Here is a 26,816-nt window from a genome sequence, read left to right as displayed (position 1 = left end):
TCATATGTCGTCAGTCGGTTTGCCGCTGAAACACCGCCATCTGCGTGGGGGCGCCAACGTTCGGATCAAACGGACCCACCGGGTGGAACTGAACCGAATAGCCATGGCGCTTCGCGATCGGCTCAGCCCACGCCGCAAACTGCGCCCTCGTCCACTCAAAACGGTGGTCGTGATGCCGCATCTGCCCTTCCGCCATCCCTTGAAAACGCGCGTTATATTCGCGGTTGGGAGTCGTCACGATCACCGTGTCCGGCTCCAGCTCGCCAAACACGAGCTGTTCCAGTTGCGGCAACCGTTCCGGCGCAATGTGCTCGATCACTTCCACCAAGCTGACCGCTTCATAGCCCCGCAAACGGCCATCGCGATAGAGGAGCGAGCCTTGAAACAGCTCCACCTGTTCCGGCAACCGTTCTCTGGCGATCTGCAAAGCTTGCATGGACACGTCCATTCCCGCCAATTTTTCAAAACGCCGATCCTGGCTGAGAATGCGCAGCAGTTTCCCTTCGCCGCAACCCAAGTCCAATACCCGTGTCGCCCCCACTTGCCGCAACATCTGAGCCACTGTTTGCAGACGGATATCATTGAGTCGCAAAGGCTTTTCCGCTTGTTCTTCCCGGCTGTCCGTCAGCTCCGCCGGTTCGGCCCATTCCGCCAAGGCTTTTTGTGCAAGCTTGCGCTGATATTTCAGATAGCGGGTCGTGATCCACTCCCGCTCCGGATGATGCGGCAGCCATTCCTCCCCATGGCGCAACAGCTTCTCCACCTCATCTTCGCCCACCCAATAATGCTTTTCATGATCAATGGCGGGAATCAGCACATAGAGATGGGACAGCAAGTCCTTCAACCGCACCCGCCCGCGCAAAGTCAACCGGACATAAGGACTCAGACCCCACTCGGGATACGACTCATCCAATGGCAAAGGGTTCACTTCCACTTCATAACCTAATGGAGAGAATAACCGCTCTATCCGTTCACTTCCTCCGCGAGCGGGCAACAGTGAAAGAGTCGCCTCCAGCGGGACGGCTTTATCCACCAACTCAGACCGCTCTTTGGAACGTCCCGCCAACGCCGAAGAATACACCTGGCCCAAGGCAACGCTGAAGAAGGAAGAAGCGACATACGGCCGATCATTGACATACTGGTCCAAGGTGAAGGCGGAGCCCTGTTGCCCCCGCCCCCGAACCAACAGCACGGGATCCAATTCCATCAACAGCACCGCCGTAGCGCGCTCTTCACTCACTTCTGGATAAAAGACATGCGCTTCCCCATACGACAAAGAAAACGTCTGAACCCGTTCGGGATGTTTATGGAGCAAATAACCCAAATCCGTCGCCGGCTTCTCCTTGTATGTGATAGATAAATACATGGTTGCTCAAATCTCCTAAAGTTTCTATTTATATAGAATATCATCCGTTTCATTAATCATCTTACAATCCCGACCATTACTCTACAACAGCATTTTATATAATAAATCAGTCATGTTGATTAGCCTTTAAGGAGAAGGCGGTTTTGCCTGCACCCTGTGGGTGAAAGCTTCGTTAAGAACGCAGTCTCATCATCCGCCTCCACCAAATGATTGTCTCCACCAAAAAACCGCCTTCCCACGAAGACGGTTTGGTTTGTTGTTATGCTTTTTGCCTTGCTTCTTCTTTCAGCACCTGCTTCATGATTTTGCCCAAGCCATTTTTGGGAAGCTCATCCACAAACACGACTTCAGGCACTTTGTAGGCGGCCAAACGCTCCCGGCATCGGCGAATCACATCCGCTTCCGTCAACGGAGTGTCCGGCTTTTTGACCACATAGGCCCGTGGCGCTTCCCCCATCACTTCGTGGGGCGCGCCGACCACCGCCACTTCCAGCACATCCGGCATCTGATGGATCACTTCTTCGATTTCACCGGGATAGACATTGTCCCCGCCGTAGACAATCACGTCTTTATAGCGGGACGCTACGTATAAAAAGCCATCTTCATCAAAATAACCCGCATCGCCCGTATAACACCAACCATCCCGCAACACTTGGGCGGTCGCCTCCGGATTGCGCCAATACCCTTGGAACAGGTACGGGCTTGTGACCACAATCTCCCCGACCTGACCCGGGGGCAAGGCCGCGCCGGTATCCGGGTCCACGATGTTCACTTCCACCTCGGTCGCCGGCTTGCCGACCGATTCCGCTTTATCCAGGCCCATTGTGGGATTCCAGCCACTGATGGCCCATGCTTCGGTGCTGCCGTACCCTTGTGCCATCGGCAAGCCCTGCCGCAGGTAATCCTTGATGAGCGAAGCGGGCACATGCGTGCCGCCAGACGAGACGAATTGGAGGGAAGACAAGTCCCACCGGCCCCGTTTCCATTCCTCCAGCAGATACCGATACACGGCCGGAAAAGCGAACATCCCATTGATTTTCTCTTGTTCGATCATGTCCAGGATTGCCGCCGGACGATCATCGGTCAGAAACACCATCGTGATGCCGTTGGCCACATTCATCACCATCATCATGGTACTGCTCATGTGGAACAACGGATGCACCGCCAAAAATCGCGTTCCCGGTTGGACGGCATACCGAAACTGGTTATTCCTGAAGTAGGCATCGATTCCCCCATGCGCGATCATGCACCCTTTGGGCAAACCGGTCGTTCCCGAAGTGAACAGCATGAAGGCCAAATCATCCTCCGCCAGATCGACCACAGGCGGCTCCGTCGTGGGATACTCCGCAAAAATGGCGGCAAAGGGCTCCGTCATTTCCAACCCGACGCCAACCGGCACGAGGTGGTCCACGCTTCCCCGTTCTTTGACCAACCGCAACGCCTCGGCGAACTCTTCATCATAAAACAGCGCCTTCGGCTCGGCGTTCTCCACAATGCCCGCGACTTCATAAGCCGTCAAACGCCAATTCAACGGAACCGCCACCGCCCCGACAAGGATGGTTGCAAACAAAATCGTGGGATAGGGATGATTGTTTTTGCAAAGAATCCCCACACGGTCTCCCTTTTCCACACCCAAACGGAGCAAGTGATGGGCCAACTGGTTGACCCGCTCATGAAACTCCCGATACGTGAACCGTTCCTTTCCGCCGACCACCGCCTCCACTTCGGGCGTTTGGAGCGCGCGTTGGCGCAAGTAAGGTTGAATGGTTCCCATCGCTCTTTTCCCCCTCGCAGTTTATATCATCTACCCGATGTTCTATTTTAATCGATTGATTAGCATATGTAAATTTTAGATACACGAAATATTTTCGTGTGAATAACCCATGTTTCCAGTTAAAAAACAAAAGACCGACCGTTCAAGCAGTCAGTCTTTCTCACTATCATGCAAAAATTCTGTTCGATTTTTAAAACATGACGGATGAGCTGGTGCTTTCAAAAATTTTGACAGCCGTTTTTTCGCGCATGTATACGAGATACCGCGTATACAGGCGCCAAATGGCTTGCCACACCTCATCGTTGTAAGGCATGTACGTGACTTTCAATCCGATCGCTCTCGCTTCTTGATGATTGATCACGGAACCGTGGTTGGGGTATTTTTCGATGTTGATCAACGTTTCGGCGATGCGCTTGGCCGCTAGATCGTTGTTCTTGTACATCGAGCGGGACAACCATTTGACGGCCAAACGTTTTGAATGTTCGATCGATTTGTAGCAGAAATCGATCAGGGCCGCATCGACTCCCTGCAAAAACGGCAGATAGGCGGCGTTGAGGGGTTGTCCAGCCGCATGTTCCCGTTTGATCATTTCCAATCCATTCAAAAAAGCTTGAGCCGGTCGATACTGATAACCAAAGACGGTAGGGATGGATATCTGCGGATCGATCGGCCCCAATTCCGAAGTGTTGCTCATCACGATTTCATCGGCGGCGAGGCTAATCAAGGTCGCCGCGCTTTTCGCCGCCTGCGGTACGATCACGCGCAAATGCTTCGTCTTGGACAACAGGGTGTGCACCAACGTTTCCGCGGCGTTCGGGTCCCCACCCGGACTTTCGATAATGAAATCCACATCACAATCATCTTCCAAGGAAGCGACAATTTCATGGAACGGCGCAATGTCTTCTCGCGTGATGGCACTTTCCGGATGCGTGATGTTCGCGATATAAACAAGCATCCTGCGCCCCGTTGCCGTTTCGATCTCTTTGATCAGCTCTTGCCGCTCATAGCGATCGCGATGGATGGCATGAAACAAAGGCGTTTGCTTCGGCATCTGAAGTTGACTCATAAATTGTTGGTCTCCTTCAACTCTATAATCTATTCCCCTCTGAATGGTTTGCCATACAGCTTCTCTTTGCTGGGCTTAATCCCCAGCGCTTCAATGTCTTTTTTCAGCTTCTGCACGGACTTGGCGAACATCTCGAACTCGTTCTCCTGGTTTTTATGGCGTTTGGCCAACAGTTCGTCTCTGGCTGCTAACAGGGCGTGAAACATCATGATCTACCCTCCTTACCTTCAAAGCAACACTAACTACATTATACTATATGCGCATCATTTCCAAAAGATACAGACAGTTGCTAGTACATCTTGGCAAATGTTTTTTGTGAGCCTAGAAGGGAAGAACTAGGTTATCCGTTTCTGTCAAGCGAGGGCGCTAGTAGAATAAGAGAGTCAGTTGCTTGGGATTTGTTTAAGTTTATGCTTTTTGTCGGTCGTCCATGTTGCGCCCATGCTCTTCCCGCTTCCTGCGCCCAATCATGGACTCCCTCCTCGGTGTTGGCCTTCTTAATCAGCAACATCACTTTCGCTATGAAAAACAGAAATCGTTTAATCAGTCTATTCCCTTTATCTTATTCCTTCCCCCCGTTTCTTGTTTCCTTTTTCGTCTGGCTCTATACCCGCCACGCGAGGCCGAACAAAATATCGCAAAAGATTGAATCTTTCTTTCTGCTGGCTTTTCCAACTTCTCCTATTCTTGCATCTCTCAATTCCCTTCTGCTAGACTTGTTAAATGATAGATTAAGAGTACAAAGGAGACAGTCCCTTGAAACATATCGGAATCTTACAAGCCTTGGAGCATGAGCCGGCCGAACCAATTCAATACCGTTTGCGCCTCGACGATGAGAAGATCGCGCTCAATGAGCTGTTGGGCCAGCGGATTGAAATCTCCTTCCTGGATGAGTACCGCTGCATTTACTGCGGGCGCAAGACCAAGAAGTTCTACGGCAAAAACAACTCGTGCTACCCTTGCTTTCGCGACCTGCCGGAAAATGACCTCTGCATCGTCAAACCGGAATTGTGCCATTACCACCAGGGCACCTGCCGCGATGCGACGTTTGGCGAGCACCATTGCATGCAACCCCATATCGTCTATCTGGCCTTAAGCAGCGACATCAAAGTCGGCATCACCCGCAAAACCAACATGATGAAACGCTGGATCGACCAAGGCGCCACCCAGGCCGTCGCCATCATGGAAGTGCCCAGCCGCAAAGACGCGGGGGACATCGAGGTCATTCTCGCCCAACACGTCAAAGACAAAACCAACTGGCGCAAAATGCTCAAGAATGAAACCGCCGACTGCGACCTCCTCGCCACCCGCGCGGAATTGGTCGCCAAGCTCCCGGAGCCGTACCACGCCTATCTCATCCCAGACCCGGAAATCATCCCGCTCACTTATCCTTCCCTGTCCACCTTGGAAAAAATCACTTCCCTCAGCCTGGACAAGCAAGCGACCATCAGCGGAACGTTGATCGGGGTGAAAGCGCAGTATTTGATCTTGGATTCAGGTGTTTTCCAAGTGCGGAAGCATGCGGGGTACAAAGTGGCGTTTGCGGTGTGAAGAGGTTAGAGAAAATATTGAAGGGAAGCCGAAAAACACGGTTTCCTTTGTTCCTTCATACCGAATGGATCGTTGATCATCATTTAGGCAAAAAGAAAAAGGCTACTCCCCTGTAGCCTTTTTGCCGATCGTTAGTGTTCCCATTCGTCGTCGTTAGCTGCATGCATCGGATTCAATCCATTACACCGCATACATATCATCCTCGCTTCTTAAATGAAGTTCATTTTGAAGAGTCAATGGGCCCATTTGCGCGATCAAGGTCTCATCACGGATGAAGAATTTGAAGCAAAGAAAAAACAACTGCTCGGGTTATAAGGCTGTCCATTTGGACGGCTTTTTTAGTCGAAATCAACGGGCAATCTCAACACCCATACACATCGCCTTTCATCCTACCACACGAAGAAACATACCCCCAGCGGGATGAGCACGGAGACCAACATGGACGACCGACTCACACATAATCTTAAACAACAGAAAAAACAGGTGTGCCCCTCTACCACCGCTTCTTCCATGGCGGAAAACGGTACGGACGGTCCCACCTCTTCTTCGTCCCAAACCACCGCGGACACAACCTGAACAACATCACCGCGCCCAAGACCAGCACAATCCCCCACACATACATATGCGTCACAAACACAATCCCAAACAGGATGATCGCCACCGCCGTCAACAGCGCCGCCGCAAACAAGCTTCTTACGAGCAACAATCCCAACAGATAGATCAACACCCCAAACAACAAAAACAACGGACTTAAAATCAGCAAGGCCCCCGCCGCCACGCCCAGGCCCGTTCCGCCGCGGAAGCCGAGAAAACAGGAATACATGCTGCCCGCCACCACCAGCAGCGCCGCCAAGTACGCCCCCACCCAGCCCAACACCGCAAACCCCAACAATGTCGCCGATATGCCTTTCACCAGATCGATCACGGTCAGCAACAAGGCTTCTTTCTTGGGAAGTTGCGAATAAATCAGCACCTTCTTGTGCGAAAGGGGATATGGACACACCCACCAATGGCAGGGCAAGGCCCCGATCACATACGCCAGGCAGAGGATGAGTAACCAAGTCATGAGCGTCTCCCCTTCTCTAAGCCGCGGGCATCCGTCGGCAAATCATGACGGTGAGCACCACCAGGCCGCAATAGCCGAACAACGGATAAAGATAATGCACCAGCGTAGGGAAGCCGATCAAGGAGAACAGATAAGCCACCCCAAAGATCAACACCATGATCAGAGGCTTCTTGAGCGGCATCACTTGGCTCAAATTGGCCGTCAAGCCGTACACGTTGCCGATCAGGCTCGTAAAGATCTCCGCCCACATCATCGCCAGGAAGAGGAACTTGACCCCCACCCCCAACGTGCTGATCACATAGCCCATGGGAATGTCCAATTGGGACGCTTTCTGCCAGTGGAGTTGCAACGCCAGGTTGCAGGCGAACAACATGATGCCAAGCCCCACGCCCCCAATCCACCCGCCCAGCTTGATCGTCCGCTCATCGGCGACCTCCGCCCCCAGCGGCACCAATACGGCCTGCGTCAGCACCAAGTTGAACGACACATAGACGAAAGCCGACGGCAACCAGTGCGATCGCTCCGGCTCCGGAATCAGCGTGGCCAGGGAGGTCAGATCCCCCGATTGCCAAGCGTGCGCCGCCACCAGCACGATGAAGAGGAACATGAGCGGCACCACCAGCGAATTGACCGACAGCACGCCATCCATGCCGCGCACGATGAAGAAGAAGGATAAGAGAGCCGTAAAGATCACGCCAACATGGAACGACAGCCCCAACTGCTCCGCAAACAGCGAACCCGTCCCCGACATCATCGCCGACGTGACCCCCAACAGCATCACGCTGATGAGCGCCGTCATCATCGGTCCCCAGCGCTCCCCGAACAAATACTGGTTAAATTCCTCGTACGACCTCGCCTGCAAGCGGCAACCGAGCAGCATCATCCGCGTCCCCAAGAGAGCGAACAGCACCGTGGCCACCAGCACCCCCCACGCGCCCCGCTCCCCGAACAGCGTGAAAAACTGCAAAATCTCCTGCCCCGAAGCAAACCCCGCGCCCACCACCGTGCCGATATAGGTGAAGCCGATGCGACAGGCGAGCACCCACCGCTCCATCTCCAGCCACGTCCCTTCTTGTCCTTCTGTTAGGACTAGTCTATGGGGGAAGAAGGGGGGTTAGAACAAAAGAAAACCCCAGCGAGTAAACTCGCTGGGGTTTGACGAAGGCTTTATTGACCCCAAAAACCTCCGCCGCCATTATCACCTTGGTCGCCGTTACCAGGTCTGCCACCGCCACCCTGGTCACCATCGCCGCCACCAATGATGCCGCCGTTATCACCGCCGTTATCTTGTTCCTTGCCTGTTTTGGTCGGATCATTGGGGAATTTGTCTTCATAATCGTTGACGCGGTCACCGTCAGTATCCTGTTGGCGATCATCTATTCCGTCTTTATTTTTATCGTATTGATCGTCAACCTTCTTCTCTTCGCCTTTCACTTCCACAGTAATCACATTACTATCTTTTTGTCCCAAGGCCGGATCGGGTTGTTGCGTATCGATCGCGATCACTTTATACATGTACACTTTCTTCTGATCGCCACCGCCTCCGATGAAGTCAAAGAACCCACCGCCGCCACCTTCTGGCACTTGGACAGTCGTGTCTTCCCATCCGGTGGAACCTGGACCCGCTTCACCAACCGGGGTGAATTGGCCGTTGCCTTCCGAACGCAAGATTTGGTATTTCACGCGTTCATTTTGTTGTTGCCAATGCAACACCACTTTTTTGCCTTCTTGTCTACCGCTTAATTGTGGTGCTTGCAATTGGAATGGCGGTGATGGATCTTTTACCCCTTCTGGTTTTTCAAACTGATGAGGCGGAATGCCTTCATGTGCAGCGGACATGACATAACTAAAGATTTTCGCTGGTGCGCTACCACCCGTCACTTTCACAATCTCTCCGCCAGTCGGGTACCATACATTGACCGCGGCAACTAAGTCTGGCGTATAACCAACAAACCAGCCGCCTTTTTCCCCTTGCACCGTACCCGATTTACCGGCGACATCGCGTCCATCTTCCAACTTGGCGTTATGACCGGTTCCGCCATCTTCGAAAATGACCTTTTTCATCATCCGGGTCATCCACCATGCGGTTTTGGCATCAAATACTTTCTTTGTTTCTTTGTAATTCGTTTTTGGCTTTAACTCGTCTTCACCATCCATCACTTTGACAATCGCATGTGCTTTATGGTAAGAGCCGTCCTTGACGAATACTTGATACGCTTGCGCCATTTGAACCGTATTTACGCCTTTATTTAAGGCTCCTAACGCCAATGGAGCGTAGTCTTTATCCGCCTCCTGAAGCTTAAGGCCTAACTGATTTCCAAACTCGAAGGCCGGATCCAACTTAACCACATCATGCAACAGGTGGATGGTAGACAAGTTGAGCGACTTTTTAACCGCTTCGGCCATGGGGACATCGCCTTTTTCACCAGGTGTGAAGTTTTTGGGATTCCATCCTGGGCGAAAGTCAATTTTTCTATCATTCAGCATCGAGAATTCATTATAATCATGCTTATAAACTGCGGGTCCAAAAACAGTCAGGGGTTTAATGGTAGAACCAGGTTGCGCGATTTCCAACCCACGGTGAGTGGATGCGGCATTATATTGACGTCCGCCACCACTCGCCACAATCAAACCCGTTTTTGGATCAAGGATGGTGATTCCGGCATCGGCATCTTTCAATTGTTCACCATTATTGTTAACAAACATGGAATCATCTTTTAGTGCCTTCTCAACAGCATCTTGAGCCTTTACATTTAACTTGGTATGAATTTCATATCCTTTATTCGCCAGATCTTCAGGATCTACGTCATATTCATTTTTAAGTTCTGTTTTGACCAAATCCTTAAAGGCTTGGTATTTATCTTTAACCGCATATTTCTTTCTGCAATCCTCACATGCTTTTAAAGGTTTCTCAGCCAATTTATTGGCTTCTTCTTGCGTTATAAACGGCTTCATGACGTCGTCAACCGGAAAGACTTGTGTCAATACGACATCGCGTCGTTCTTTGGCTTTTTCCGGATGGCGCACGGGATTATACGTACTCGGCGCTTTGGGCATTCCCGCCAACATGGCAACCTCTTCAGGTTCTAGGTGATCTTTAACTGGATCTTTATCGAAATAGACTTTGGAAGCCATGCGCACACCAGCGATATCCCCGCCAAATGGAATATAATTGAGATAAGCAGCCAAAATATCCTCTTTACTTGCTTTTCTTTCAAGGTTTAAGGCGCATCCCAACTCTTGAACTTTACGGGTCATCGTTTTTTCCGGGTTTTTCAGCACGATGTTTTTGCATACCTGTTGGGTAATCGTACTTGCCCCTTGCGCCGCGCCCATCGCCACAATGTTTTTCACAACAGCGCGCGCCAAGCCCTCAAAGTCAACCCCATTATGCTCATAAAAACGGCGGTCCTCCACTTTAACAAAGGCGTCCGGCAACATTGGGTTTACCTTGCGCATTTGCTTCATGTCCGCCCATTCGCGCTGGCTGAAACCAAAGGTCGCAACAACGTTTCCTTTTTGATCAAGAATCTTTGAGGACAACGGCATATTCGCCTTATCAATCTCTTTCAAATCATACATATCCGCCGATGCCATGATGGCCGCACAGCCACCCACCATTAACAATAAAGAAGTCAATAAGATCAACATGAACCATTTCCAAGTAAAAAACCGTTGCCACCCTTGCTTTGGCGGGCGGCGGCCACTGGAACCTCTGGGGCCACCGCCGCTGCTGCGGCCAGAGCGGGAACGGGAGCCTGCGCGTTCACTGCGAGTTCGTGGCGGCATGGGGCTGTATCCGCTTTTCATGCTCACCTTGCGAAAATCGTCCATCGCGTCTACCTCCTGAAACACTAGTCGTTCATCGCAGTTATCTTTATCTGTCTCAACTTCCTTCTTATTACCACTTCTCTTTTCGGCTTTTCTCGGCTGGTTCCTGCCTCCGCACTTGTGCTATAGTGAAGCGTGGAGGTGAGAAACGATGCACGAGCGAGCCGCCGTGTTTGCGTGTCGCTTCACCGGAGTGGTGGGACTTCTTGCTTCCCTGTTTTTGTGGAAAGAAAGCGGCCTTCCCTCCTTCGCCGCCGGCCTGATCGGCTCCGGCTTCTGGTTCGCCTTGGCGTGGTGGATTCAGCGACGCGCTTCGTCTGCGATTAAATAACACATATCATTATAACGGATATGCATTGAAAAAGGTTTGTCGTTTTTAAAAAATATTACAGAAATATTACAATGATTTTATGTAGATTCTACATAAAATCATCAATAAGTTAAACCCCCGGTTATTGGAATCACCGCGCCCGTAATCATGTCGGAATCAGGGTGGGCAAGAAAACGGACCACCCGCGCGATGTCTTCCCCCGTCCCCGAACGTCCAATGGGCGTGCGGGGATCGCGCTGTCCACGCGCCTTCGCGATCGGCGCTTCCTTGTAGGGATCGCGGATGTCCCCCGGAACCACCATGTTGACCGTGATCCCATGGGGGGCCTCTTCGGCGGCCATGGTGCGGGTCAGGGAGGCCAATCCCGCTTTGGCGGCCGCATACGGGCCATAACCCGGCCAGGCGGGAGACGACTCCACTTCGGGAAAGCCGAAGGTGATGATCCGGCCATGCCCCTGCCGTCTCATCGTTGGCAGAAGTTCCCTCACCAGATAAAAGACCCCAGACAGGTTCCCATCCACCATTTCCCGCCATGTGGCATCACTAAACTCGATGAGCGGCGTCCGCTTGAAGGTGAAGGGTCCCGCCGCACAGACCAGCGCATCGATCCGGCCCCACCGGGACAGCACTTCCGCGCTCATCCGCTTGACATCCTCCACCAGGCTGACGTCCCCTTGTACAACCAAGGTCTCTACTCCTATTTGTTCGAGTTCATTCGCTAATTTATATGCAGGTTCGACACTCCGTCGATAATTGATCACAATTCGATAGCCATCTTGGGCCAACCCTTTGGCCACCATCACCCCTAAGCCCTTGGAGCCGCCAACCACCCAGGCAACGGGTTTTGTTGCCTCCTTCATCCACGTTCAACTCCCTTATAAAGACAATGTGTCTGTATCTATTATCTATGATGAACCCTCTACTATTATACAAAAGAACGGGAAAAACCCCAGACCGCCTTCAAGCGATCTGGGGCTGTTGAGCCCGTTATTTCCCAATATAGACCGATTTGACCAAGGTACGGGCATATGGTTGGCCATCCTTCGTTTTTCCGCTCAATTCCACCGTGATGTTGTAAACGCCGGCCTGTTTGCCCAGCACGTCGCCGGTCAACTCCGCACTGGCCATCTTCCCTTTGCTCAAACTTTGCTCCCGGGTCTGCCCCTGTGGGTCAACGATTTTGATTTTCCCCGTGAGGGAAGCGAAATCGATGCGATCCAGCCCTTTCAGCTTAACCTTCAGCTTGGTCGACGGCTCTTTGTGGAGCGCCGGCAGATCCAACTCGACCGTGCTGGTTCCCATAAAGTGGGCCGTCAGGAGATAGGCGTCTTCCCCCTTGGAGAGAAGCTTCACTTGCCAATTACCCGCTTCCGGCTTGGCGACGCGGATCTCCTGCACCGTCGCGCCGCGGAAAAACTCCCCATCCTTGGACATGCGCACTTGCTTCACTTCTTTGCCCGACGGGGAGACCAGCACCACTTGCGTATCGCTCGCTTTGGTGCGCACCAGGAAGACGGCTTCTTTCACCCCGGCTTCCACCGGCACTTGCTGGACGTGTTCTTTCTGCCCGGCCAAGGCGCCGCCGCGGACAAAGGCTTCTTGCTTATTAACGGCTTCCGCTGTTCCCAACGGTTCGCCCACCTTTTGCGTCACACTGGCCGTGGCGGTGCGCAAAGTGGATTCGATCCGGCTGAACACGGCCCGGCCGGTGCGGATCTCATCATGGTCGAGGTCGGCGGTGAAGAGGTGGGTCCCATAAGGAAGATCGGTGCTCCAGACGTTGACAAGGCCGTCATTGTCCCCATATTGCCAGAGGTAGAGCCCCCCTGCGGCCAAGGCGGAAAAGGTCGGCCCCCAGCTGGTTCCGGCGGTGGTGTAATACCGGTTTTGCCGGGCGTTGGCGTGATTGTCCGTCTGCTCACGGAATTTGGCCATTTCTCCCACTTGGAGGGAATACGTGCCGGCATCTTGTTGCCCGAGCAAGTCAGCCAGCCAACCGGCCCACGAACTGTACGCCAAGTCGGCCAGGTGGGACCCTTCGTGGGGCGATCCCAGGGTGACCACTTTATTGACGAACCGATAAGCGCCATAATGGATGAGAGCCGCTTGCGTATCGGGGCCACCCTTGCTGTGGGCCACGATATTCACTTTTTGTCCGTAATAGTTGTGGATTTGCTCCAGCATGCCCGCCAACAGGCGTCCATTGTCCCATGGGTTGGCGGCGTCGCCCCCCGGCGCGTCATACAATTGGACAAAGGCCGTCCGGTATCCATTGTTGTATGCGGTTTCATACATGTCGTTCACACCGTGGTAAGAAGTCTCTTCCCACCAGCTTTGCGCCCGGCCGTGCAATCCCTGGACGAAGACGATCGGCGGCTTGCTTGTGTCCGCGTTGGCGGGCGTGGCTCCAACAAACCAAGTTCCCGGCGCCGTACTGCTGCCCGGAGGCGGAAGCGCTTCCATATTTGCCCCATCGACCACGACTTGTCCCATCGCTTGCGGTTTGGGGATCTCCCCGCTGGCCCCCGCTGTCCCGAACGGCATGATGAGCAATACACTGACCAGCAACATCAACCAAACTTGTCGACGTCCTTGCATGGACATCCCTCCATTCGATTCAAAGTCCATCCTTCCGTTGGCCCGAAGCTGTCCAATTCCCTTTCCATCATCCGCCGATGACCACCTGCTAAAAATTGCAAAACTTCCAACCTGAAAAACAACGGCGATGATTCCACCTATTCTTGGGACCGTTGTCAATGAAGCGTCCCACCTCAATTGTATAATATTAAAAAGATTCAATCTATAAAATTTAAATAAAAATCTACTTAATTCATTTAAAAAAACCTCTTCTCCCAAGATGTTGCCATTGGAAAAAGAGGCTTTTGCTTACTCGTGTTCCTCGCGCAACCGGGCAACCAACTGCCGCATATCTTCCGGCAGGGGGGACTCCCACGCCATCCATTCTTTCCACCGGGGGTGAAACAGTTTCAAATAGGTGGCGTGCAAGGCTTGGCGGGAAATCAGGTGCCGATCTTCCTTGGTGCCGTACATCTCATCGCCGATGATGGGATGGCCGATGGAAGAGAGATGGACGCGGATCTGATGCGTCCGGCCCGTTTCCAACGAGAGCCGCACCAGCGTCGCATCGGCAAAGCGCTCCATCACTTCAAAATGGGTGATCGCCGGATAACCTTCGTCAGCATCAGTGACGGAACGATATACTTTCTGGTCGGGATGGATGTGAATCGCCTTATTGATCGTACCCCGATCTGCGACAAACGGATGATGGGCGCACGCGAGATAGATCCGTTCATACCGCTTCTCCGCCATCTGTTCCGCGAGGAAAGCGTGGGCATAAGCGTGCTTGCCGACGACCAACAAGCCGGAAGTGTCGCGGTCCAGACGGGTGACGGGCCGCATCCGGTGTTTTTCGCCCCGCTCGGCCCAGTAATGCATCAGGCCATTGGCCAACGTACCATCGGGATACCCCCGGGTGGGATGGACGACGAGACCGGGGGGTTTGTCGATGACGATGAGATCTTCATCTTCATGGACGACGGCAAAGTGAATCGGTTGGGGTGGGATATGGTCCGTCTCTTCCGTTTGCATCCGGATCAGGATCTCGTCCCCCGTTTTGACCCGGGCCGTGAAGTAGATGAATTCCCCGTTTACCGTGACGAGGCGGTTCATCTTCATCCGCGTCATCAGGCGTCTGGAAAAGCGGTATTGCTTGCGCAGGACTTGATGGAGCATCAGCCCGTCTTCCGCTGGGGTGACCGTATGCGTGAATGCCGTCATGTTCTCTTGTTCCATAAAACCGTTCAATCCTTTGTCTCGTTGTTGTAGCCATGGAATTTATTTTATAAATCAGTGAGTCGTCCATGTTGTTCCTAGTTCTTCTTGGCGATAACTTAGAAGAACTGGACTTCGCAACACTTTGCGGAGTTTCCTCATTTGCTCTTCCCGCTGGGTGGGGTAACTTCTTTCTCTTATGTAGGCCGAAAGATAATGTGCATGAATGCGGGTTAGTATCCCCACACCCAATCATGGACTCCCTCCGCACCATTAACGTCTTTTCTTAGGCTTCCCCGCCTGTTGTCTCTTCACCTACCAATACCGCCAATGGATGTAGTATATCACGCCAACCCGTGAAGCGAAACGCCGCTCCCTCCTTTTGACAAAGATTGGATCCCTATGGACAAAAAAGGAACGTTTGCGTATAATGAGCGCGAAACAACAAACGAACCCATGGGGGAGCTGGAGAAGGGCCGGCTGAGAAAGTGTACCGATACACTGACCCATTAACCTGATCCGGGTAATGCCGGCGTAGGGACTTTGGAATGAGATGGACAACTTTGTCTGGTTAAGCCAACGCCTCCCGGTCAGGGGGGCGTTTTTTAGTGGAAAAGGAGTTGTGGCTTATGCAGAAACGATGGTGGAAAATGGGTCTCATTTCCGCCCTGTGCCTGTCCGCTGTGGCCTGTGGCAAACCGGCGCCGACAGGAACGGCTGACGGGCAAGGAGCGCCCAAAAAAATCACGCTGGTGCTCGATTGGACCCCAAACACCAATCATACCGGTCTTTATGTGGCCAAGGAGAAAGGGTACTTCAAGCAAGCGGGACTGGATGTGGATATCATCCAACCCGGCGAAACCGGCGCGGAGCAAATGGTGGCGACAGGCAAGGCCGATTTCGGTGTCAGCTACCAAGAAGCGGTGACCCAAGCCCGCACGCAAAAGGTCCCGATCGTCTCGATCGCCGCGGTGATCCAGCACAATACCTCGGGCTTCGCTTCTCCGGTCGCCAAAAACATCAAAGCGCCCAAAGATTTTGAAGGGAAAACCTACGGCGGGTTTGGCTCACCCGTTGAAAAGCAGATGATCTCCTCGTTGATGCAACGGGAGCAAGCCGATGTGAACAAAGTGAATATCATCAATACGGGAAATACGGATTTCTTCACCGCGGTGAAACGAAATGTGGACTTCATGTGGATTTATTATGGCTGGACAGGCATCGAAGCGGAGTTGAAAGGCTTCAAGCTCAATATGATTTATCTCACCGATTATGCGAAAGAATTGGACTACTATACGCCTGTGCTCATCACCGATGAGAAGAAAATCAAGCAAGATCCCGAAACGGTGAAATCGTTCATGAAGGCGGTCAGCCAAGGGTACCAATTTGCCATCAAGCATCCAGGGGAAGCGGCTGACATCTTAAGCCAAGCGGAACCCGATCTCGATCCGCAATTGGTGAAGAAAAGCCAAGCTTGGCTGAGTCCGCGCTATCAAGGGGACGCACCGGTCTGGGGCATCCAAAAACAGGAAGTGTGGGCCAATTACGCCGACTGGATGAAACGGCACGGTTTGTTGGAAGGTGAGTTCAAGCCGGAACAAGCGTTTACCAATGAGTTTTTACCCGGGGGAGGCAAATAAGATGGCCCGAGCTTTGGTCAGTGTGCAGATTTTGCCTCACACGCCCGGCGGCGAGAGTGTCATACCCTATGTGGATCGAGCGATTGAAATCATCCGGCAAGCGGGGGTGCCTTACCGCGTCGGGCCGTTGGAAACGACGATGGAAGGGGAACTGCCCGAGTTGTTCGCGATCATCCAGCGCATGAATGACGCGATGATTGAGATGGGCTGTCCAAGCGTGTTGCATCAGGTGAAAATCTACTACAACCCCGCCGGGACATCGATCAGGGGGTTGACGCACAAATATGACGAAAAAGAGTAAGGCCTTCGCCCCACTCGGCTTGCTTCTGTTCCTTGTGGCCGGGTGGGAGCTGGCGGTGCGGACGGAGCGGGTGGAAGCGTGGCTGTTGCCAGCTCCGTCCGCCATTTATGAGGCCTGGACAGCCTCGGTGGACCGAACGCTTTCCCATCTCGGCGCGACAGTGGAGATCGCCTTGAGCGGGCTCGGTTGCGGGCTCTTGGTCGGACTTCTTTTGGCCTCGCTCTTTCACCTGTCGTCCCTCTTGCGCGACTTGTTCCAACCGCTTGTGGTCTTGTCGCAAAATATCCCAATGATCGCCCTAGCGCCGCTTTTGGTCATGTGGCTTGGCTTTGGCGCCGCTCCCAAAATCCTGGTGGTGGCGATCGCCTGCTTCTTTCCCATCGCCGTGGCCACGATGGACGGATTCCGGCAAACGGACCGGACGTTGCTCACTTATATGCGATTGGCCGGCGCCACACGCTGGCAACAATTCATCAAGCTGGAGTGGCCGTCCGCGTTGCCATCCTTCTTCTCTGGACTCAAACTGGCGGCGACGTACAGCGTGATGGGAGCGGTGATCGCGGAATGGTTGGGGGCCAAGGAAGGCTTGGGTGTGATGATGCAACTGGCTTCGGCGTCTTTCCGCACCGACCGGGTCTTCTTGGCGATGTTCTTCATCGCGGGTGTCAGCTTGCTTCTATACGCCATCATCACCCTGGTCGAACGGTGGGTCATCCGTTGGCAACGTCCGCGCATGAAAGGAGGGGTTCCCCGTTGAAGTTGGAGGTAAAAGGGCTTTCATTCACCTATGAACAGCGTCCCGTGATTCAAGGGCTTCATTTCTCTGTGCAAGACGGGGAATTCGTCTCCTTGATCGGTCCCTCGGGCAGCGGCAAAAGCACCCTGTTTTATCTGCTGGGCGGCCTTTATCGCCCGCAAGCGGGAGAAATCCATCTCAATGGCCGATTGATCAACGGCGAGCGGGGACATTTGGCGTATATGCCGCAACAACCCTCCCTGATGCCTTGGCGCACCATCTTTGACAACGTGCGTTTGGCCCAAGAATTGACCAGGCGCACAGACCGCGTCCGGCTGAATCAACTGTTGAAGGAAGCCGGATTAGCCGAGGTGGCCCGGCGCTATCCCCACGAACTGAGCGGCGGCATGCAACAGCGGGTCGCTTTCATTCGCGCGCTGGCCAGTGACCACGATCTCCTCTGCTTGGATGAACCGTTTGGCGCACTGGACGCCCTCACGCGAACCCGGATGCAAAAGTGGCTCCTCTCGCTTCTTGAGCAAGAGCGGCGCACGATTCTCTTCATCACGCACAGTATTGAGGAAGCCATTTTGCTGTCGGATCGCATCCTCGTGTTAAGCCCTTCGCCGATGAAGGTGGCGCAAGAGGTGGCCGTTCCCTTTGCGCGGGGCCAAGAGCGCGATGAGCGGCGCGGCACGAAAGAGTGGATCCGGTTGCAACGGGAACTGGAAGCGATGTTGTTGCCAACATGAACGGAAGGTTTTATGGGAAAAGGACTCTGGGTGCGAACCAGGGTCTTTTTCTTTTGGTGCCGATCCGCCTGTTTGTCTGATCCAACAATAAAACCTGTGCCCTCCTCTCAGGCACAGGTTCCATTGTCAATATGCCACACCCGTCCGCTTATGCGTCTTGTTAAACTCATCCGGTGTCGGATCAAAGTATTTCATATCCAGTTTTTTCTCAAATCCGCCATCCGGCGTGATAAAACCAGAGCCCCAGGTGGGGTCCATCGTCACCCAGCGACCGTCCAGCTTCGCTTCCACCCAGGCATGACGCTGTCCTCCCGCTTCCCCTTCCACAAAACGGCTGGGAATCTCGGAGGCGCGCAGGAGAGCCAAAGTCAAAAACACATAATCCTGGCACACCCCTTTTTTGGTGGCCAATGATTTGATCGCGCTGTCGTCCCATGCGAATTGGTTTTTCTTAAACTTCTCCATATCATAATTCATCGTTTTCGCCACATAGGTGTAGATGGCGCGCGCTCGGGCGCGATCGCTCTGTTTGCCCGCGGTGATCTCTTTCGCCAAGTCGACGATCAGCGGATGATCGGATTGGATTCCCCGCCCGGGCAAGAGATTGCGTCCATCCATCTGCGCATGGCTGGTCACCTTAAATGTCGCCACGGTGAAGAAACGGAAGTAATCCCGGTTTTGCGAGGTGATCTCCGGCGCATATAGGGTCACTTTGTATTCCCCGGCTCCAAAACGCAACCAGATCTTGCTGTCGAATTGATATCCGCCCACCGGCAGGAAATAGGTGGCCTTGTCCTTTCCTTTCTGGATTCGCACGATCATATGGGTGGTTTGTTTGGCATAAGGCGCCGATTCATCAATCTTGCCCGCGATGCGGTAGGTCAGGTCGGCTTGGTCCCCGCTGACCAAAGGCGCGGTCAAGTGAAGTCCCCGCTCCGCATAAAGGGAAGTGAACTGAATCGGTTCCCTCTCTTCCGCCAGTGGATGGTTCACATACAGGGTCGCCCCATCCAAGTAGAATCCGCCCCGTTTGCCATCCGGAACCAAGATCTTCAGTTGGTGAACCCCTTGCCCATAGATCAAGGGGATCTTCTCTTCAAACGCCCCTTTTTCCACGGAGACGACCCGGCGGGATTCCTTGTCGCCCCGTTTCAGTTGCACAAGGACGTTGCGCACTTTTTTGTTGATCTGCCCTTTCAGCGTCAACGCGTCCCGTTGTTGGCTGTAGCCCATGACCGGGTTATCCAGTTTGAGCTGCGCTTTTTCAGCCGCCACACTGTACGAAATGTCCCGTTCGATGTCGGCATTCAGATTCGTGGCGACAAACGTGGCCATCAGATAGTACGTGTCTTCTTTTTTCTCATCAGGCAATCTCAACGTTACCCGGTATTCCCCTTTTCCTTGAAAAAGGCGAATCTTCTCATTAAACTGCCCCATCTTGATCCGGGCGTACACATCCTGCTCATCGGGCAGGTTGGGGTTCCCATCCTTGCCCAAATACTCGATGTGAATCCAAACGTATGGCAACGATAAACGTTGGTATTCCGCCACTTTCCCTGACACGGGCAACATCGTGTCCACATGCATCTGGTTATGCGCCGGCTGGTTTAACGTGGCCTTCACCTTGGTTGCGTATGGCTCCATGACGATTTTCTCTGAAGTGTGCCTTCGATTGGCGTCTTCCATGAGCTCTTGGAGCGTCGGCTTCTTCGGAAAGGACTGCACCCATTCATCCGGAGATAAGAACCCCTCTTCATACGCGGTCATGCCAATGATGCATACAGTCAGAAATGCACAGCAGGTCATTATCCATCTCATATTCATCTCTCTCCGGCCTTTCCAAGTTCTTCTAATCATTAAAATTTATCTACGCACCGTCCCTTTTCCTGCTTTCATCTTTTCCCCCGTTGAAGCGGCTAACCGGGTCAATGCCTTCCACCGGTTCATTCAGCCTGTAGATTTTATGGTTGATCACATCACTGATGGTCTGGATGTCCAATTCATGCCGCATCTGGTTGACCAGCGCATGATAGAGATTGGAAAATTGAATCGCCACTTCCCTTGTTTCCAGGCATTTCGGATTGAACAAAATGCCCCCCGTTTGCGAGACGGAAAAGAGGCTTTGGATTTTGGACAGCGTCGCCAGGATCTCTTCAGGCAAAATCCACATCGATTTTCGCCGGAAGGCTCGCAAGCGAAAGTGGGAGTCGATGATCTGTGAGCGAAATTCATGCTTCTTAAGAAAGAAATAGGCCACCAGCGCTTGATTCAAATCATGCATGATGGTGCTCAATTCCTTGTACAATTCGATCCGTTCCTGCATGAGCAACTGGGTTTTGGGACCCAATTTCAACGCTTCCGAAGTAAGGTACGTATTCACTACAATCGTACCGCAAAACAGCACCGCCGAAAACAGGCTGGAGATGATCGCCGCATCGACTTCCGGGCTGAAATCAAGCACCCAAGACAAGCCCGCCAGTCCCAGCAGCAGCAAGACAAGCCCCGCACTGATGTAAATCCACTCTTTACGCAATCGCCTCTGCATGGCTTCTCCTCCATAAAATGAAACAAGGCATGGAGAATCCCTCCCCATGCCTTGCCCCATCACTCTATTCCGGCAAATGGGCTAAGAATGTCTCTTCGTCCCAGACCGCGATTCCCAGTTTGTTGGCCTTATCCAGTTTTGAACCCGCTTTTTCACCCGCAATGAGCAAATCCGTCTTTTTGCTTACGCTGCCTGTGACATTGGCACCCAGCGATTCCAGCAGCGCCGCCGCTTCATTGCGCGACATACGTTCCAGTGTGCCCGTGATGACAACCGTCTTGCCCGCAAACGGGCTCTCCGTCGCCCCACCTGCCGTTTGCACAGGAGCAGGGCCTTTATATTGCATATTGACCCCCGCCTCAGCTAAACGGCGGATCGTCTCACGCACTTCCGGCTTTTCCATATAAGTGACGACGCTTGCCGCCATCTTCGGGCCGATCTCCTCCAAGTGGATCAGCTCGTCCTCCGTCGCCTCGAGCAGGGCCTCCATCGATCCATAATGTTGCGCCAGAATCTTCGCGCCCTTGGCTCCCACAAACCGAATGCCCAAGCCAAACAACAAACGCTCCAGCGAATTGGCCTTGCTCGCCTCGATGGCCTTCAAGAGATTGGTCGCGGACTTTTCGCCCATGCGCTCCAGCCGCAACAAATCCTCTTTGCGCAAGTAGTACAAGTCCGCCACGCTGCGGACCAAACCCTGATCAAACAGCTGGGTCACCACTTTTTCGCCCAAGCCTTCGATGTTCATCGCCCCACGCGACACAAAGTGAATGATCCCTTCCCGCGTCTGGGCCGGGCAAGCCGGGTTGATGCAACGGAGGGCCACCTCCCCCTCAAGGCGGACGAGCGGGCTGCCGCATTCCGGACAATGGGTCGGCATCGCGAAGGGGCGCTCATCCCCTGTTCGCTTGTCTGTCAGGACCGCAACCACTTCCGGGATGATGTCCCCCGCCTTCTTCACGATCACGTGATCGCCCAACATCAGTCCTTTTTCGCGAATCATGTCTTCGTTATGGAGCGAAGCCCGCTTCACAACCGTTCCCGCCAACGAGACCGGTCGCAAGAGCGCGGTGGGAGTGACGACACCGGTGCGCCCCACATTCAACTCGATCTCCTCCAAGACGGTTACCGCCTCTTCGGCGGGAAACTTGTAGGCGATCGCCCACCGCGGGCTTTTGGCGGTGAAGCCCATCTCTTCACGCAACGCCAAATCATCCACCTTGATGACGATGCCGTCGATGTCATAGGCCAACTCAGGCCGGCGTTCGTGCCAGTCTTGAATGTATTGAAGCACTTCATCGATGTCATTCACCGTACGTCGTTCCGGGTTCACTTTGAATCCCAACTCGGTCAAGAAGTTCAGCGACTCGGTATGGGTGGCGAAGGAAAGTCCCTCACTCTGGCCGATCCCATATAAGAAGATGTCCAATGTGCGCTCCGCGGCCAATTTGGGGTCCAGTTGCCGCAAGGAACCCGCCGCCGCATTGCGCGGGTTGGCAAACAGGGCCTCTCCGCGCGCTTCCCGCTCTTTATTCAACCGTTCAAACGCGGATCGCGGCATGTAGGCTTCGCCACGCACTTCCAAGCTAACCGGCTCGCGCAACTTCAGCGGCAAGGAACGAATCGTTTTCAGGTTTTGCGTTATATCCTCCCCCACCGTGCCGTCCCCGCGGGTGGCCCCCAGCGCAAACCGGCCATCCTCATAGCGCAGGGAAACCGCCAACCCGTCAATCTTCAACTCGCACACATACTTGACAGGCTTGCCTCCCGCCGCCTTTTGCACCCGTTCGTCGAATTCCCGCAAATCCTCTTCATTAAAGGCATTACCCAAACTCAGCATCGGTGACAGATGCTCCACCTTGTCAAAGTGGGGCAGGACTTTGCCCCCCACACGCTGGGTCGGCGAATCGGGAGTGACCAGCTCGGGAAATTGCTGTTCCAACGCAATCAGCTCCCGCAGCAACTGATCGTATTCCGCATCCGAAATCGTCGGTTGATCCAATACATGATACCGGTAGTTATGCTCGTTTAACGTTTCGCGCAACGCATGCGCTCGCGCTTGGGCTTGTTCCAGATTCAATCCGCTTCACTCTCCTAAAACTCACGCCTTCTTGATCGGGGCATACTTGGCCAAAAGCTTTTTCACGCCGATGGGTGCCGGGAAAGCGATGTGCAATTCCAAATCCTCGCCGGACCCTTGCGTTTTCACAACCGTGCCCAGTCCCCATTTGCCGTGATCGGCTTTGTCACCCACTTGCCAATCCCCCACCACGTTCGGGGTTGGACGCACCACTTTGCGCGGGGTGATCGTTCCGCCAGCGATGGCTTGTTTGTTTCCCACTTCTTCCACCAACTCCGCCGGAATCTCCTTCAAGAAACGGGAAGGCAGATTGGAGCTGGTTTGCCCATAGATGGTTCGCGTACGGGCGCGTGTCAAGTGCAACACCTTCTCCGCCCGCGTAATCCCCACATAGGCGAGGCGGCGCTCTTCCTCCATTTCCATCTCATCGTCCAGTGAGCGCATGTGCGGAAAAATCCCTTCTTCCATCCCCACCAAGAAGACGGTGGGAAACTCCAATCCTTTGGCGCTATGGAGGGTCATCAGCACGACCGCGTCCCCTTTGTCCGCTTCTTCCTCTTGATCAAGCGCATCCACATCGGAAATGAGGGCCAAGTCTGTCAAGAAGGCAACCAAGGACTTGTCTTCGTTCCGCTTCTCAAACTCTTGCGCGACGGAGAGAAACTCGTCGATATTCTCCAAACGGCTCGCCGCTTCCAGGCTGTTTTCCCGTTTCAGTTCCTCACGGTAACCACTGCGCTTCAATATCTCCTCGGTCACTTCCACCGCTGACAAATACTCAATCATGGCATGCAAGTGGCGCACCAAGTCCACAAATTCCCGGAGCGGCCCGAGCGTTCGCTGCGTCAGTCCGATCTCCTCCATCTCCAACAAGGCGCCAAACATGGACAATCCCTGTTCACGGGCGTAGTTGGCGATCTTATCCAGCGTCGCCGCCCCGATGCCGCGTTTCGGCACATTAATGATCCGGGTCAAGCTCAAATCGTCATGAGGGTTCACGATGAGACGCAAATAAGCGAGCACATCTTTAATCTCTTTGCGTTCATAGAATTTGATTCCGCCGACAATGGTGTAGGGGATGTTGGACTTCATGAGCACTTCCTCCATCACCCGCGACTGGGCATTGGTGCGGTAGAGGACGGCGAAATCTTTATAAGATTGCCCTTGTTTGCGGCCATTTAATATATGTTCCGCCACATAGTACGCTTCCTCATGCTCCGTCCCCGCTTCAAACTGGCGGATCGCTTCCCCCTCATCATTGTCCGTCCACAGATTCTTCGGTTTGCGCTCGGTGTTATGGGCGATGACATGGTTGGCGGCCGCCAAAATCTTTTTGGTGGAGCGGTAGTTTTGTTCCAGTTTGATCATGGTCGCCTTCGGATAATCGCGTTCAAAATTCAAGATATTGGTGATGTCCGCACCGCGGAAACGATAGATGGACTGATCGCTGTCCCCCACGACACAAATGTTTTGGTGTTTTTCCGCCAACATTTTGGTGAGGACATATTGCACATGGTTGGTGTCCTGGTATTCATCGACATGGATGTATTGGAATTTGCGTTGGTAATACTCTTTCACCTCGGGATGGGTCTCGAGAAGCCGCACCGTTACCATCAACAAATCGTCAAAGTCAAGCGACTCATTGGTGCGCAACTTCTCTTGGTATTTCTCATACACCTCGGCCGCCACCTCATCCATGAAGGAGTGCGCCCGCGCCTTCATTTCGCTTGGGCCGAGCAACATGTTTTTGGCGTGGCTGATCTTGCCCAATAAGGTGCGGGGCTCAAACTTCTTCGGATCGAGATTTTGCTCTTTCAACACCTGCTTGATCACCGTCAACTGGTCCGATGTGTCCAAGATGGTGAAATTGCGCGAATAACCGAGCCGGTCAATATCCCGGCGCAACATGCGGACACACATGGAGTGGAAGGTGGAAATCCAAATCTCTTCCGCCATCGGCCCCACAAGCTGGACGATCCGTTCTTTCATCTCCCGCGCCGCTTTGTTTGTGAATGTGATCGCCAAGATATTCCATGGATGTATCCCTTTTTCCGCCAAGAGATACGCCACCCGATGAGTGAGCACACGCGTCTTCCCGCTTCCAGCCCCCGCGATGATCTGAACCGGCCCATCGGTCGTTTCCACGGCTTGTTTTTGCATCGGATTTAACCCCTGCAGGAGTTCATCGCCCGTTTTTAACACTGCGTTCACCCTTTCCATCCGTCTCTTTCACCCATTTGACGGTCCGAGCCGCCCGTTCCGCATGGGTATAAATCAAGTTGCCGACGACGACGGTATCGGCAACCTTGGCCACCTCCATGGTTTGCTCCTTGGTGGCAATCCCCCCGCCATAGAAAATACGGCTCTGTCCGCACACACTTCTCGCCGCTTTAACCATGTCCATATCGCCAAAGCGGCCGCTGTATTCCATGTACAAAACCGGCCATTGAAACAAATGTTCGACCAAACGCGCATAAGCAACCATTTGCTCCTCGCCGCAATCCGTCTCCGCTTTGGTCAAACGGGCCACTTTCGCCTCCGGGTTCAACACCACGTAACCCAATAAAAGCACCTTGTCCCACGGGACCACATCCCCATATTTGCGGAGAGCGTCCAAGTGCGCACCATGAATCCAGCGTGAATCTTTTGTATTGATAACGGTGGGGATCAAATATCCGTCAAACCCTGGCACCACCGCATTGATGTCAGAAACCTCTTGCACACAAGGCACCGGGTATTCACGGACACGATTAAGCAGATCCCATGTGTTCTTAAAGGTGATCCCGTCTGTCCCGCCGACGATAATCGCATCCGTCCCCGCGTTGCACACCAGCTTGAGGGCCAGATTGGAAATCGTCCGGTTCGGGTCCAATTTAAATACATGTCGCCACTTGGCGGCTTGTTCTCTCAGTATGGTCATCGTTCATCTCGCCCCCAAACCTACAAACAATATTATACACTGGTTATTGCGGCAAAAGAAAACCCCGCTTATGGGAATAAGCGGGGTCGATTTGGTGAAACTTATCAAGCCTTGTCGGTCTCTTCTTTATACAGGCGATCCAAAGCCAGTTTATACCCATCCGTACCGTAATGAAGGCACCGTTTGACACGGGAAATGGTCGCCGTGCTTGCCCCCGTCTCCGTCTCAATCTGATTGTAGGTGTATCCTTCCTCCAACATGCGTGCCACTTCCAAGCGCTGTGCAAGGGATTTGATCTCATTCACGGTACAGAGATCTTCGAAGAACCGATAGCAGTCTTCCATATTTTCCAATGTGAGCACTGCGTTAAACAATTGTTCGACTTCTTTTTTATTCAACTTGTTGAGTTGCATTCTCTTTCCTCCTCATGGCGAGGGCTTTCGCTCTTTAAAGTAACACATTCTTTACAGTGTGAAAAGATCTTTGTATTGTTTCCTCACGAACCAAAATCAAAGAATGGGAAAGCGTCGCCATGCTTTTCATGAAAAAGTAAGCGTTTTCCGAACGGCGTACATTTACAGTATACAAAAACGGCCCACTTTTGGCACGCGTTTCGGTGTTTTCAAACTTGCCATGCGTGGGGATGCACAGCGGAATGTACATTGGTACACTAAGGAAAGACTTTCCACAACCCGAAAAACCGAGGTGATTTGATCGTGTATCAAGTAGAAACGCATGGGCTGGAAGAACACCATCATCCGTTTTATGTGATTCGTTATGCCATTACGGAAGGCGAACGGGAGATTCTCGCCAGTGTGGCGCGGTATGTCCATACCAATCAAGGGGGACGGGTGCAGCTGTTGGAACCCGACATGAAGAAAATCCTGCGCATGCCGGCCGGCAACAAGCAGTGGGACGAAGTGGAACGCGTCGTGAAAGAAGCGGGCGCCCAATATGTCCGCCGGTTTACAGAAGTTGCCGACTGAAATCCCAACTCTTTCAAGGATGGGATGAAAGTCGGCGTTGCCCGGTAATCCCTTTATGGGATTGTTAAGAGCAACAATT

At 53.2% G+C, this 26,816-nt stretch carries 24 protein-coding genes and 1 riboswitch; of the genes, 8 read left to right on the top strand and 16 right to left on the bottom strand.

The window, feature by feature from the left end; all coding sequences use genetic code 11:
• Positions 1-10 precede the first annotated feature (10 nt).
• The 4 genes from ACFQNG_RS12400 to ACFQNG_RS12385 form a co-directional block, all read right to left on the bottom strand.
• Positions 11-1,366 carry a 3' terminal RNA ribose 2'-O-methyltransferase Hen1 gene (locus ACFQNG_RS12400; protein ID WP_379865407.1) on the bottom strand — a complete coding sequence of 452 codons (1,356 nt, stop codon included), beginning with the start codon at positions 1,364-1,366 and terminating at the stop codon, positions 11-13.
• Between the two features lie 259 nt (positions 1,367-1,625).
• On the bottom strand, positions 1,626-3,140 hold the full coding sequence (locus ACFQNG_RS12395) for a class I adenylate-forming enzyme family protein (RefSeq protein WP_379865405.1): 1,515 nt from the start codon (positions 3,138-3,140) through the stop codon (positions 1,626-1,628).
• A gap of 190 nt (positions 3,141-3,330) precedes the next feature.
• Positions 3,331-4,206 carry an SDH family Clp fold serine proteinase gene (locus ACFQNG_RS12390; RefSeq protein ID WP_379865403.1) on the bottom strand — a complete coding sequence of 292 codons (876 nt, stop codon included), beginning with the start codon at positions 4,204-4,206 and terminating at the stop codon, positions 3,331-3,333.
• A gap of 29 nt (positions 4,207-4,235) precedes the next feature.
• A complete protein-coding gene (locus tag ACFQNG_RS12385; protein ID WP_379865401.1) occupies positions 4,236-4,415 on the bottom strand; it encodes a hypothetical protein in 180 nt (59 codons plus the stop codon).
• Positions 4,416-4,962: 547 nt separating this feature from the next.
• Between ACFQNG_RS12385 and ACFQNG_RS12380 the strand changes: the two genes are divergently transcribed.
• Entirely contained in the window at positions 4,963-5,757 is a 795-nt protein-coding gene (locus ACFQNG_RS12380) for a DUF2797 domain-containing protein (RefSeq protein ID WP_379865399.1), read from the top strand.
• Between the two features lie 225 nt (positions 5,758-5,982).
• Positions 5,983-6,072: an SHOCT domain-containing protein gene (locus tag ACFQNG_RS12375; protein ID WP_379865398.1), complete on the top strand. Its 90-nt coding sequence runs from the start codon at positions 5,983-5,985 to the stop codon at positions 6,070-6,072.
• Positions 6,073-6,250: 178 nt separating this feature from the next.
• Here the strand turns inward: ACFQNG_RS12375 and ACFQNG_RS12370 are convergent, their stop codons facing one another.
• The 3 genes from ACFQNG_RS12370 to ACFQNG_RS12360 all read right to left on the bottom strand — a co-directional run bounded on the left by ACFQNG_RS12370 (position 6,251) and on the right by ACFQNG_RS12360 (position 10,657).
• Positions 6,251-6,823, bottom strand: a complete 573-nt coding sequence (locus ACFQNG_RS12370) for a glycerol-3-phosphate acyltransferase (RefSeq protein WP_379865397.1) — start codon at positions 6,821-6,823, stop codon at positions 6,251-6,253.
• A 16-nt stretch (positions 6,824-6,839) separates the two neighbouring features.
• Positions 6,840-7,733 carry a YkvI family membrane protein gene (locus ACFQNG_RS12365; RefSeq protein WP_379865396.1) on the bottom strand — a complete coding sequence of 298 codons (894 nt, stop codon included), beginning with the start codon at positions 7,731-7,733 and terminating at the stop codon, positions 6,840-6,842.
• 257 nt (positions 7,734-7,990) lie between these two features.
• On the bottom strand, positions 7,991-10,657 hold the full coding sequence (locus ACFQNG_RS12360; protein WP_379865395.1) for a transglycosylase domain-containing protein: 2,667 nt from the start codon (positions 10,655-10,657) through the stop codon (positions 7,991-7,993).
• A 148-nt stretch (positions 10,658-10,805) separates the two neighbouring features.
• Between ACFQNG_RS12360 and ACFQNG_RS12355 the strand changes: the two genes are divergently transcribed.
• Positions 10,806-10,985, top strand: a complete 180-nt coding sequence (locus ACFQNG_RS12355; RefSeq protein WP_379865393.1) for a hypothetical protein — start codon at positions 10,806-10,808, stop codon at positions 10,983-10,985.
• 101 nt (positions 10,986-11,086) lie between these two features.
• Here ACFQNG_RS12355 and ACFQNG_RS12350 read toward each other — a convergent pair whose 3' ends face one another.
• The 3 genes from ACFQNG_RS12350 to ACFQNG_RS12340 form a co-directional block, all read right to left on the bottom strand.
• Positions 11,087-11,845 carry an SDR family oxidoreductase gene (locus ACFQNG_RS12350; RefSeq protein ID WP_379865391.1) on the bottom strand — a complete coding sequence of 253 codons (759 nt, stop codon included), beginning with the start codon at positions 11,843-11,845 and terminating at the stop codon, positions 11,087-11,089.
• 127 nt (positions 11,846-11,972) lie between these two features.
• On the bottom strand, positions 11,973-13,583 hold the full coding sequence (locus ACFQNG_RS12345) for an esterase/lipase family protein (RefSeq protein ID WP_379865389.1): 1,611 nt from the start codon (positions 13,581-13,583) through the stop codon (positions 11,973-11,975).
• 288 nt (positions 13,584-13,871) lie between these two features.
• Positions 13,872-14,798, bottom strand: coding sequence for an RluA family pseudouridine synthase (locus tag ACFQNG_RS12340; protein ID WP_379865388.1), 927 nt, complete (start codon positions 14,796-14,798; stop codon positions 13,872-13,874).
• 427 nt (positions 14,799-15,225) lie between these two features.
• Positions 15,226-15,336, top strand: a riboswitch (TPP riboswitch).
• A 70-nt stretch (positions 15,337-15,406) separates the two neighbouring features.
• Here ACFQNG_RS12340 and ACFQNG_RS12335 point away from each other — a divergent pair.
• The 4 genes from ACFQNG_RS12335 to ACFQNG_RS12320 are packed head-to-tail and all read left to right on the top strand — an operon-like array spanning position 15,407 to position 18,206.
• The gene (locus tag ACFQNG_RS12335; protein WP_379865387.1) at positions 15,407-16,417 is read left to right on the top strand and encodes an ABC transporter substrate-binding protein; all 1,011 of its coding nucleotides are present in this window, start codon (positions 15,407-15,409) and stop codon (positions 16,415-16,417) included.
• Between the two features lies 1 nt (position 16,418).
• Complete coding sequence (locus ACFQNG_RS12330) at positions 16,419-16,718, top strand: thiamine-binding protein (protein ID WP_379865385.1); 300 nt, start codon at positions 16,419-16,421, stop codon at positions 16,716-16,718.
• Positions 16,702-17,475: an ABC transporter permease gene (locus ACFQNG_RS12325; RefSeq protein ID WP_379865384.1), complete on the top strand. Its 774-nt coding sequence runs from the start codon at positions 16,702-16,704 to the stop codon at positions 17,473-17,475. Before ACFQNG_RS12330 ends, ACFQNG_RS12325 begins: the two co-directional genes overlap by 17 nt.
• The gene (locus ACFQNG_RS12320) at positions 17,472-18,206 is read left to right on the top strand and encodes an ABC transporter ATP-binding protein (protein ID WP_379865382.1); all 735 of its coding nucleotides are present in this window, start codon (positions 17,472-17,474) and stop codon (positions 18,204-18,206) included. Before ACFQNG_RS12325 ends, ACFQNG_RS12320 begins: the two co-directional genes overlap by 4 nt.
• A 126-nt stretch (positions 18,207-18,332) precedes the next feature.
• On the opposite strand, the gene ACFQNG_RS12315 is transcribed toward ACFQNG_RS12320, so the two are convergent.
• The 6 genes from ACFQNG_RS12315 to ACFQNG_RS12290 all read right to left on the bottom strand — a co-directional run bounded on the left by ACFQNG_RS12315 (position 18,333) and on the right by ACFQNG_RS12290 (position 26,164).
• Entirely contained in the window at positions 18,333-20,024 is a 1,692-nt protein-coding gene (locus ACFQNG_RS12315; RefSeq protein WP_379865380.1) for a transglutaminase domain-containing protein, read from the bottom strand.
• Between the two features lie 49 nt (positions 20,025-20,073).
• Positions 20,074-20,751: a hypothetical protein gene (locus ACFQNG_RS12310; RefSeq protein ID WP_379865379.1), complete on the bottom strand. Its 678-nt coding sequence runs from the start codon at positions 20,749-20,751 to the stop codon at positions 20,074-20,076.
• Positions 20,752-20,815: 64 nt separating this feature from the next.
• Positions 20,816-22,831, bottom strand: a complete 2,016-nt coding sequence (gene ligA, locus ACFQNG_RS12305) for an NAD-dependent DNA ligase LigA (protein WP_379865378.1) — start codon at positions 22,829-22,831, stop codon at positions 20,816-20,818.
• Positions 22,832-22,852: 21 nt separating this feature from the next.
• Entirely contained in the window at positions 22,853-25,051 is a 2,199-nt protein-coding gene (gene pcrA, locus ACFQNG_RS12300; protein WP_379865376.1) for a DNA helicase PcrA, read from the bottom strand.
• On the bottom strand, positions 25,014-25,751 hold the full coding sequence (gene pcrB, locus ACFQNG_RS12295) for a heptaprenylglyceryl phosphate synthase (RefSeq protein WP_379865375.1): 738 nt from the start codon (positions 25,749-25,751) through the stop codon (positions 25,014-25,016). The genes pcrA and pcrB overlap by 38 nt, the downstream gene beginning before the upstream one ends.
• Before the next feature lie 104 nt (positions 25,752-25,855).
• Entirely contained in the window at positions 25,856-26,164 is a 309-nt protein-coding gene (locus ACFQNG_RS12290) for a YerC/YecD family TrpR-related protein (RefSeq protein ID WP_379865373.1), read from the bottom strand.
• Between the two features lie 303 nt (positions 26,165-26,467).
• On the opposite strand from ACFQNG_RS12290, the gene ACFQNG_RS12285 reads away from it, so the two are divergent.
• Positions 26,468-26,737 carry a hypothetical protein gene (locus ACFQNG_RS12285; protein WP_379865372.1) on the top strand — a complete coding sequence of 90 codons (270 nt, stop codon included), beginning with the start codon at positions 26,468-26,470 and terminating at the stop codon, positions 26,735-26,737.
• Positions 26,738-26,816: the final 79 nt, after the last annotated feature.

Origin of the sequence: Laceyella putida, from assembly GCF_042665195.1 — a bacterium.
Classification (GTDB): Bacteria; Bacillota; Bacilli; order Thermoactinomycetales; family Thermoactinomycetaceae; genus Laceyella; species Laceyella putida.
Note: the sequence above shows the minus strand (reverse complement) of the source record. Positions and strands in the feature narration are given on the sequence as shown.